This is a genomic window from Nonomuraea rhizosphaerae (assembly GCF_019396405.1).
In the GTDB taxonomy this organism is placed as follows: Bacteria; Actinomycetota; Actinomycetes; order Streptosporangiales; family Streptosporangiaceae; genus Nonomuraea; species Nonomuraea rhizosphaerae.
Genome location: NZ_JAHKRL010000135.1, coordinates 1 through 9003 on the forward strand (window position 1 = coordinate 1; position 9003 = coordinate 9003).

Here is a 9003-nt window from a genome sequence, read left to right on the forward strand (position 1 = left end):
CGGGGCGCCCGTCCGGTGCGCGTGGGGCCCCCTGCTGGCGATCGCCGCCGCCATGGCGGCCGTGCTGCTGGCCTTCGGCGGCCGTTACGGCTTCCACCGCGACGAGCTGTACTTCCTGGTCGCCTCCCGGCACCTGGACTGGGGCTACGCCGACCAGCCGCCGCTGCTGCCCCTGATCATGCGCCTGTTCAGCGGCGAGTCGGTGGTCGCGGTGCGGGTGCCGGCCGCGCTGCTGTCGGCGGCCGGGGTGGTGGTCGCCGGGCTGTCGGCGCGCGAGATGGGCGGCGGCCGTCGCGCCCAGGCGCTGGCGGCGGGGGCGTACGCGGTGTGCCCGTTCGCGCTCGGGGTGGGGCACACGCTGTACACGGCCACGGTCGACATGTTCGTCTCGACCGTCCTGGTGTGGGTGGTCGTGCGGTGGGTGCGCACCCGCGACGACCGGCTGCTGCTCGCCCTCGGGGCGGTGGTGGCGGTGGCGGTGCAGGTCAAGTACCTGGTGGTGTTCCTGCTGTTCGGGATCCTCGCCGGGGTGCTGGTCTCCGGGCCGCGTGAGGCGTTGCGCCGCCCGATGCTGTGGGCGGGGGCGGCGGTCGCGGTGGCGGCGGCCGTTCCCGGGCTGGTGTGGCAGGCCCACGCCGGCTGGCCGCAGCTCGCGATGGCCGGGGTGATCGCCGGTTACGGGGACTTCGGCGGGCGCCTGGGCTTCTTCCCGTACCAGCTGCTCATGACGGGGGTCGTCCTGTCGGCGCTGTGGATCTACGGCCTGTGGCGGCTGACGCGGTCGGCGGAGCTGCGGCCGTTCCGGTTCCTGGCCTGGGCGTACGTGCTGGTGTGCGTGGTGTTCCTGGTCACCGGCGGCAAGACGTACTATCTGGCCGGTTTCTGGGCGGCGCTGTGGGCGGCGGGGGCGGTGGAGGTCGAGCGGCGCGAGGGGCTGCCGCTCTGGGTGACCTCACGGGTCTCGTACGCGATCACGGCGGTGGTGGCGGTGCTGGTCACGCTGCCGGTGTACCCGGTGGAGTGGCTGGCGCGCACCCCGCAGCCGCTGCTGAACCCCGACACGGCCGAGACGGTCGGCTGGCCGCGGCTGGCCGGGCAGGTGGCGGCCGTCCGGCGGACGCTGCCCGCCGGCGAGCACGTGACGCTGATGACCGCCAACTACGGGGAGGCGGGGGCGCTGGAGCTGTACGGGCGGCGGCTCGGGCTGCCGCGCCCCTACAGCGGCCACACCGGCTACTGGTACTTCGGCCGCCCGGCCGTGGACGGCGGCACGACGATCTTCGTCGGCGCGCCGGACAAGCAGTACCTGGACCGGTTCTGGAGTGACGTCACGCTCGCGACGCGCGTCGACAACGGCGTCGGCCTCGACAACATCGAACAGGGCGCGCCCATCTGGGTCTGCCGCGGCCAGCGCGCTCCGTGGAGCGAGCTGTGGCCCCGGTTCAAGTACCCGGCGTGAAGGTAATTGACACGCCTGCTGGCTTCGGTGAAGCTTGTCGTCATCGGTGAAAGGGCAGCACATGACGGCCACGGCAGCCACCTCCACCAGTTCCCGGCGCGCTCTGGTCGCCGGTTCGATCGGCAACTTCATCGAGTGGTACGAGTTCGGCGTCTACGGCTACTTCGCCACCGTCATCGCCGCGAACTTCTTCACCCCCGACGGCGCCACCGACGTCGAGGCGCTCGTCAAGACGTACGCGTCGTTCGCCCTGGCGTTCTTCTTCCGCCCCCTCGGCGCGGCGCTGTTCGGCAGGCTCGGCGACCGCATCGGCCGCAAACCGCTGCTCATCCTGGTCGTCCTGCTCATGTCGGGCGCGACGGCCCTGATCGGCGCGCTTCCGACGTACGCCACCCTGGGCGCGGCGGCGCCGTGGCTGCTGACGCTCGTGCGGATCGTGCAGGGACTGTCGGCCGGCGGCGAGTTCGGCGGGGCGGTGTCGGTCATGACGGAGTTCGCGCCGCCGGGCAGGCGCGGGCTGTACGGGTCGTGGCAGTCGTTCACCGTGGCGCTCGGGCTGCTCGCGGGGGCCGGCGCGGCGGCGGTGCTGGCGACCGCGCTGACCGAGCAGGACCTGTCGGCGTGGGGGTGGCGGGTGCCGTTCCTGCTGGCGCTGCCCCTCGGCGTCGTCGCGCTGTGGCTGCGGCTGCGGCTGGAGGAGACGCCGTCGTTCGAGCGCGCCCGTACGGAGCCGGCGCCGGTCAGGCCGACGGCCGGTGAGCTGACCAAGGCGATCGCCCTCGGCATCGGGCGGCTCATGGGCTGGTCGGCGGCCGGGTACACGTTCCTGGTCGTCATGCCCTCCTACCTCCAGACCACCCTGAACGCCACCTTCCAGCAGGCGCTGGTCGCCACCGTGCTGGCCAACGCCGGGTTCGCGCTGGCGATCATCCCGGCGGGCGCGCTGAGCGACCGGATCGGCAGGCGTCCCGTCATGCTGGCCGGGGCCCTCGCGGTCGTCGTCCTGGCCTTCCCGCTGCTGAACCTGCTCCAGGACCCCGCCTCGCCCACCTGGGCCAAGGGGGTCGCCGTGCTGGTGGCCGGGGTCGCGGTCGGGCTGATGGCCGGTCCGGGGCCGGCGATGCTGGCGGAGATGTTCCCGACGACGGTCCGCTACACGGGGCTGGGGCTGGCGTACTCGTTGTCGAACGCGGTCTTCTCCGGCTCGGCCGGGCTGATCATCACCGAGCTGATCAGGACGACGAAGGACGTGGACATCCCGGCGTACTACGTGGTGGCGGCCTGCCTGGTCAGCGCGGCGACCCTGGCCACGCTGCGCGACGCCGCCCATCGGGGGGACCTGCGCGCCTGACCGGGCCGGCAGGTCCCGCGCGCCTGATCGACCGGCCGCTGGTCATGCTTACGGATCGGCTGCGGGCGCCTGTCCCGGGAGCGCGCCCCACTCCGTGAGCGTCTCCAGCAGGCCGGACGTGAGCGGCAGGCCCGCCAGCTCCTCCCCGGAGCACCAGCGGGCGTCGGCGGCGTCGTCGCCCGCGCGGAGCGTGCCGCCCAGGACCGCGGCCAGATAGTCGCGGATCACGTACGTCACCCCGCCCGGCCCCGGCCGCTCCACGGTGCCCACCAGGCGGCCGGCCGAGACACGCAGGCCGGTCTCCTCCAGGACCTCGCGGCGCAGGGCGGCGGCGTCGGTCTCGGAGGGCTCGACGCGCCCGCCCGGGATCGACCACAGGCCCTCGCCCGGAGGGTGCCCACGCCTGATCAGCAGCAGCCGGTCGGAGGGGTCGACGATGATCGCGCCCACGCAATTTACCCGCACATGGCCAAGATTACGACTGGGCAACAGGCAGCGGCCTTGACGGAGCAGGGGGTGAGGACGCAGCGTGGGTAGCTGTGAGAGCGGCTCCAACCTGCCCACGGTGTTTTGGCCCGCTTCACGGGCCCAGTGCGTGGTCGAGCGCGTGGCGATGCGGTGCGCACGGTGACGTCCTGCCCTACCAGCCGCCCCGGCAGCCGTCCGACACGGCGGTCGAGGCGATGCGGAAGAGCTCGATGGTGCCCGTGTGGCTGCCATGGCCGTTGCCACCCGGCTGGCTCGTCACCGGCTTCGCGGAGGTCGGCGACGAGCGTACGGGGGCGCGCGCCACCGTGGTCGCGCTGGGCGGGCCCTCGCTGAGCGGCGGGCCCGCCGACCTGCTGGTCATCGCCGAGGAGCCGGGCGTCGGCCTCGGTGCCGCGTACGCGGGGCTGGACGGGCCGGATCCCGGGGAGGGGTTCGACTCGGGGCCGCCGAACGCCAAGATCCAGGTGCTCGGGCACCCGACCGCGCTGTGGTGCGTGGGCGGGGCGGACGACCGGGCGGTCTACGCCGGTGAGGCGCTCGGCAACTGGCTGTGGACGATCGCCTGGCCGGCGGAGGCGGGCTGCCTGACCGCGATGGCCGAGCTGAGCCTGCACGATCTGCGGGATCTCGACCTGCAGTTGCCCTTTGGAGCGTTCTCTCCCCGGCTGGAGGAATGAGCCCGGTACGGCTCTTCCAGGCGGTCACCGTCAACACGATTCGCGCTGTCAGCCAGACGGACTAGAGTTCGGAGGCGTGACAGCGCGTATCGAGCGAGTGGTGAGCGAGGGTGTCGTCGACATCGACGGCACCGAGCACAAGGTCGAGAACAACATCTGGATCATCGGCGACGATGACGAGGTCATTGTGATCGATCCGGCGCGTGACGCCGACAAGATCCTGGAGAAGGTGGGCGAGCGCGAGGTGCTCGCCGTCATCTGCACCCACGGACTGCCCGACCACGTGGGCGCGGCCATCGAGGTGGCCAGCAGGGACGAGGCGGTGGTCGCCCTCCACCCCAAGGACAAGCCGCTCTGGCGGGAGACCTGGTCCGAGACGTGGCCCGACATCGACATGGAGGACGACGGCATCTTCGCCGTGGCCGACGTGCAGCTCGACGTCATGGAGACGCCCGGGGTCACGCCCGGCGGCGTCTCGCTGTACTGCGAGGGCCTCAACGCCGTGTTCACCGGCAAGACCCTGCAGGCCGACGGCCCCGGCAAGCTCGGCGGCGAATACCCCGACCTCAACTACCAGCTCAACGCGATCGGCGCCCGGCTGTTCACGCTGGACGGCGGCACGCGCGTGCTGGCCGCCCACGGCGACGAGGTGACGGTGGCCGATCTGGAGCCCCACTTCGCCGACTGGCGCATCAGCGACAGCGACGAGGAGTCCGAGGGACCCCTGAGCGACGGCACCAGGGCCGCGCGGATCACTCTCGACCCGGGCGACGACCGGGGTGTATGACCAGCCGCAGCTGGAAGGGATGCCGCGACGGCTCTACTCGTGCACGCCGTCGCGGTTGAACACCTGGCTCGACTGCCCCCGCCGCTACCGGTTCACCTACCTGGACCGGCCGCAGCCGTCCAAGGGGCCGGCCTGGGCGCACAACAGCGTCGGCGCCAGCGTGCACAACGCCCTGGCGGGCTGGTGGCGTGAGCCGTACGAGCGCCGCACCCCGCTGACGGCGGCCGTTCTGCTGACCAACGGGTGGATCACCGAGGGGTTCAAGGACGCCGAGCAGTCGGCGCGCTGGCTGGCCCGCTCCCGCGACCTCGTCTCCGGGTACGTCGCCACCCTCGACCCGGCCGACGACCCGGTCGGCGTCGAGCGCACCGTCGCCACGCGCACCAAGGTCATCGCCGTGTCCGGCCGCATCGACCGGCTCGACCGGCGGGGCGACGAGCTCGTGGTGGTCGACTACAAGACCGGGCGGCGGCCGCTCACCCAGGACGACGCGCGCTTCTCGCTCGCGCTGGCCATCTACGCGATCGCGGCGTCGCGGATGCTGCGCACGCCGTGCCACTCGGTCGAGCTGCACCACCTGCCCACAGGCGAAATCGTCGAGTGGCGGCACACCGACGAGTCGCTGGAGCGGCACCTGAGCCGGGCGGAGGAGGTCGGCGCCGAGGCCTCGGACGCCGACGAGCGCTACCGCGAGGTGATGGGCGCCCCTGGCCCGGTGCGGTCGCGCGCCTCGGGCGCGAAGGCCGCCAGAGGGGCGGACGGCGGGTCCGGGGAGCGGCCGTCCGTGGCGCCGCCGTCGCTGCCGGCCGAGCTCGACGCGCTGTTCCCGCCACGCACCGGCCCGATCTGCGGCTGGTGCGACTTCCGGCGCCACTGCCCCGACGGGATGGCCGCCGCCCAGGAGCACCTTCCCTGGGACGCCCTGGCCGAATGACCGGGGCGGAAGAAGGCCGCGTATGGTCGTATAGTGGGTCGAACAGGCCGTTTGCCGGTGGCGGTAGCGCTCGGCGCCCTGTTCAACCCACTGAACTCCTCCATGATCGCCGTGGCCCTGGCCCGGATCGAGGCCGAGTTCCACGTCGGCATGGTCACCGTCACCTGGCTGGCCGCCGGCTTCTACCTCACCGCCATCGCCGTCCCGCCGCTGATGGGGGCGCTGGCTGACCGGTTCGGCCCGAGGCGGGTGTTCTGCGCCGGGCTGGTCATGATCGGCCTCACCGGCGCGCTGGCCACGCTCGCGCCCAACTACCCGGTGCTGCTGGCGGCGCGGCTGCTGCAGGCGTTCGGGAGCTGCGCGACCCTTCCCGCCGGGATGGCGATCGTCACGGCGACGGCCGACAACGGGCGGCCGCCGCCCAGGGTCATCGCGATGATCTCCATGGTGCTGACGGCGAGCGCGGCGGCGGGGCCGGTGCTGGCCGGGTTCCTGGTGTCGCTGTGGGACTGGCGGGCGGTCTTCCTGGTGAACGTCCCGCTCGCGGCCCTCGCCCTCGTGCCGGCGCTGAGATGGCTGCCCAAGGTGGAGGTCGAGCGGGAGAGGCAAGCGTGGCTCCCCCGGCCGCGGCCCGCGCTGCTGGCCACGTACGGGATGTTCGCGCTGGTGAACGTGGTGTTCTACACGGCGTTCATCGCGGTGCCGCTGTGGGCGCAGCGCTCGGCCGGGACGTCGGCGGCGGTGGCCGGGCTGCTGGTGCTGCCCATGGCGGTGGCGGCGCTCGTCATGACGCCCGTGGCGGTGGCCGTGGCCGCGCGGGTGGGGATGCGTGTGGTGCTGCTGGCGAGCGCGGCGCTGATGCTGGCCGGCTCGGCCTCGATGTTCGCGGTGGGGCCGGTCGGGCTGGTGCTGGTGACCACGGGGCTGGTGGGGCTGGCGTCGGCGTTCAGCCAGTTCGGGCTGAACTCGCTGATGTTCGTCCACGCCGACAAGAAGGAGACCGGCCTGGCCGTGGGGCTGTTCCAGACCTCGCGGTACATAGGGGCGGCCACGGCGTCGTCGATCAGCGGCGTGCTGTTCGACCCCACGGGGATGGGGCCGACCGCCTGGGTGATCACCGCGTGCTCGGTCCTCATCCTGGCCGCCGGGTTTGTCATCCCCGTCAAGTCGGCCGAGGAGGAATCCCCCCAAAGGCGCTGAGGGCCGTGTCGGCGCCTCTGAGGTCGTCAGAGGGGCGACGAAGCCCCCGTCCCCGGCCCGGAATGGGGTCCAGGGCCGTACGGGCCGGGAGAGGGCCGTAGCGGCCCTCGTCAGGACGAGCCGTCAGGACGAGAGGTCAGGCCGCCAGCGCCTTCGGCCAGCGGCGCGGATCCGTCAGCCCCCTGAGCCCCTTGCCGACGTCGTAGCCGGCCGCGGCCAGGCGTTCGCGGGCGCCGCGCAGCATGTCTCTGGTCGCGGGCAGGAACGCGTGGTCGTGCAGCGGCTCCGGCAGGGAGTTCATGCCGATCCTGAACGCCCGCAGCCCCGCCGTCACCGTGGCTCCCGGCACCTCGGGCAGCGTCCCGTACATGCGCCTGGCCCACTCCGGCAGCGTGTAGTAGCACAGCGCGCCGAACGGGAAGTAGGCCGGCTTGCCCGGCGCCAGCCTGCGCAGCTCCTGCGGCAGCCGCGGCCACAGCAGGAAGCGCACGGCCGCGGCGGCCTCCTCGGTGACCCGCAGCGCGGGCCGCATGTGCTTGAAGTAGGCGTCCATCTCGGCGCACGAGCCGGGCACGTCCTCGGGGTGCAGGCCCACGTAGGAGGCGCTCCTGCGCTGCTCGCGCAGGTAGGCGTCGGCCTGGCGCTCGGTGAGGCCGAGCCCGCCGCGCCTGGCCACCTCCAGGTAGGACGACACCTCCGCGCAGTGGACCCACAGCAGCAGCTCGGGATCGTCGACCCGGTGGGTCCGGCCGGTGTCGGGGTCGCTGACGCGCAGCGCCTTGTGGATGCCGCGCACCCGCCTGCCGATCTCGTCGGCCTCCGCCGGGCTGCCGAACGTCACACGGCCCACGAAGTCGGCCGTCCGGCGCAGGCGGCCGAACGGGTCGTCCTGGAAGGTGGAGTTCTGCCAGACGCCGCGCATCGCGACGGGGTGCAGCGCCTGGAGCATCAGCCCGCGCACGCCGCCCACCCACATCGAGCGGTCGAGGTGCACCAGCCAGGTCACGCTCTGCGGCGGCTGGACGACAAGCTCTTCCATAGTCACGACATCGTATTGGACCTCTTGTCCAAATGCATGCGCTCGGCCTCGTTCCAGAACCTGACCAGCGCCGCCGCCGTCGTCTCCGGAGCCTCCACGGCCGGCGAGTGCACCGCCCCGGGCACCACCATGCACTCGGCGCCCAGCCTGGCCGCCATCTCCGACTGCAGCTCGGCCGGCCAGCCGTCGTCGTGCTCGCCGTACAGGACCAGCGTGGGCACCTCGATCTGGCACAGCTCGTCGGTACGGTCGGGCGCGGTCAGCACCTGCTCGGCCATGCACGACAGCCCGGTCGGCGAGTTGGCCAGCAGGCGCTTGCGCAGGAACGCCACGATGTCGTCCGGCACGCCGTTGGCCAGCGCCTCGGGCTCGAACCTGGTCGCCCAGACGTGCTCCAGCCCCAGCACCGGGATCTCCTTCATGATCTCCTTGCCGTGGCGCGCCCGCCTGCCCACGATGCCGGCCGGCCCCGAGCTCATCATCGTGAACGAGGCGAACTTCGTCCGCCCGTCGATCGCCGCCTCCCGCGTCACCAGGCCGCCGAAGGAGTGGCCGACCAGGTGCATCGGCTCGCCGTCCGCGACCGTCTGCGCCAGGAGGTCGACGTCGGCGCCGAGCGCGGCGCAGGTGTAGGCGTCGGGGTCGTCGGGGCCGGACGTCTCGTACTGGCCGCGCAGGTCGATGGCCAGCACCCGGCGCCCCGACTGGGCCAGGGTCTGCAGGACCGCGATGAAGTCCTCTTTGCTGCCGGTCAGACCGGGCACCAGGAGCGCGGGCCAGCGCTCCACCACACCGCTCACCGGAAGCGCCTCAAGGGCCGCGAAGGTGCCCTGGGACGTCTTGAGCTTCTGTGGGGCAACGCCAGGAGGCAGGTCGAGGAATCGCGGCGTACTCACGTGGGGCAACAATACCCAGAGGTCAGCGCCTCGACACCGGCATACTCCGTACGCTGGTGCGAGTTCAGGGGAGTTGTCGAGGTATGGGCAGGGTGCGGGGGCGGCCCGTGACCCCAGGAGCGGGCGGCTCCGGAAACGGCTGAGGCGCGCGCCGCGGGTCTCGCGGCGCGC

9 protein-coding genes are annotated in these 9003 nt (G+C 72.8%); 6 read left to right on the top strand and 3 right to left on the bottom strand.

Annotation, left to right across the window (positions count from 1 at the left end; genetic code table 11):
- Both KME77_RS06690 and KME77_RS06695 read left to right on the top strand, forming a co-directional pair.
- On the top strand, positions 1-1459 hold a 1459-nt coding region (locus tag KME77_RS06690; protein WP_219462999.1), incomplete at its 5' end, for a glycosyltransferase family 39 protein.
- Between the two features lie 61 nt (positions 1460-1520).
- Positions 1521-2810 carry an MFS transporter gene (locus tag KME77_RS06695; RefSeq protein ID WP_219463001.1) on the top strand — a complete coding sequence of 430 codons (1290 nt, stop codon included), beginning with the start codon at positions 1521-1523 and terminating at the stop codon, positions 2808-2810.
- A gap of 48 nt (positions 2811-2858) precedes the next feature.
- On the opposite strand, the gene KME77_RS30205 is transcribed toward KME77_RS06695, so the two are convergent.
- Positions 2859-3275: an NUDIX hydrolase gene (locus KME77_RS30205; protein WP_219463003.1), complete on the bottom strand. Its 417-nt coding sequence runs from the start codon at positions 3273-3275 to the stop codon at positions 2859-2861.
- A gap of 74 nt (positions 3276-3349) precedes the next feature.
- On the opposite strand from KME77_RS30205, the gene KME77_RS06705 reads away from it, so the two are divergent.
- The 4 genes from KME77_RS06705 to KME77_RS06720 all read left to right on the top strand — a co-directional run bounded on the left by KME77_RS06705 (position 3350) and on the right by KME77_RS06720 (position 6897).
- On the top strand, positions 3350-3976 hold the full coding sequence (locus KME77_RS06705) for a DUF6758 family protein (RefSeq protein ID WP_219463005.1): 627 nt from the start codon (positions 3350-3352) through the stop codon (positions 3974-3976).
- A 76-nt stretch (positions 3977-4052) separates the two neighbouring features.
- Entirely contained in the window at positions 4053-4763 is a 711-nt protein-coding gene (locus KME77_RS06710) for an MBL fold metallo-hydrolase (RefSeq protein ID WP_219463007.1), read from the top strand.
- Positions 4764-4782: 19 nt separating this feature from the next.
- Positions 4783-5697 carry a RecB family exonuclease gene (locus tag KME77_RS06715; RefSeq protein WP_219463011.1) on the top strand — a complete coding sequence of 305 codons (915 nt, stop codon included), beginning with the start codon at positions 4783-4785 and terminating at the stop codon, positions 5695-5697.
- A gap of 57 nt (positions 5698-5754) precedes the next feature.
- Complete coding sequence (locus tag KME77_RS06720) at positions 5755-6897, top strand: MFS transporter (protein WP_219463013.1); 1143 nt, start codon at positions 5755-5757, stop codon at positions 6895-6897.
- 136 nt (positions 6898-7033) lie between these two features.
- Here KME77_RS06720 and KME77_RS06725 read toward each other — a convergent pair whose 3' ends face one another.
- Positions 7034-7936 carry an oxygenase MpaB family protein gene (locus KME77_RS06725; RefSeq protein ID WP_219463015.1) on the bottom strand — a complete coding sequence of 301 codons (903 nt, stop codon included), beginning with the start codon at positions 7934-7936 and terminating at the stop codon, positions 7034-7036.
- A gap of 2 nt (positions 7937-7938) precedes the next feature.
- A complete protein-coding gene (locus tag KME77_RS06730; RefSeq protein WP_219463017.1) occupies positions 7939-8832 on the bottom strand; it encodes an alpha/beta fold hydrolase in 894 nt (297 codons plus the stop codon).
- Between the last annotated feature and the right edge of the window lie 171 nt (positions 8833-9003).

Coding starts and splice junctions, on each gene's coding strand:
- KME77_RS06695 (WP_219463001.1), top strand. CDS start 1,521: ATGACGGCCACGGCAGCCACCTCCACCAGTTCCCGGCGCGCTCTGGTC.
- KME77_RS06715 (WP_219463011.1), top strand. CDS start 4,783: ATGCCGCGACGGCTCTACTCGTGCACGCCGTCGCGGTTGAACACCTGG.
- KME77_RS06725 (WP_219463015.1), bottom strand. CDS start 7,936: ATGGAAGAGCTTGTCGTCCAGCCGCCGCAGAGCGTGACCTGGCTGGTG.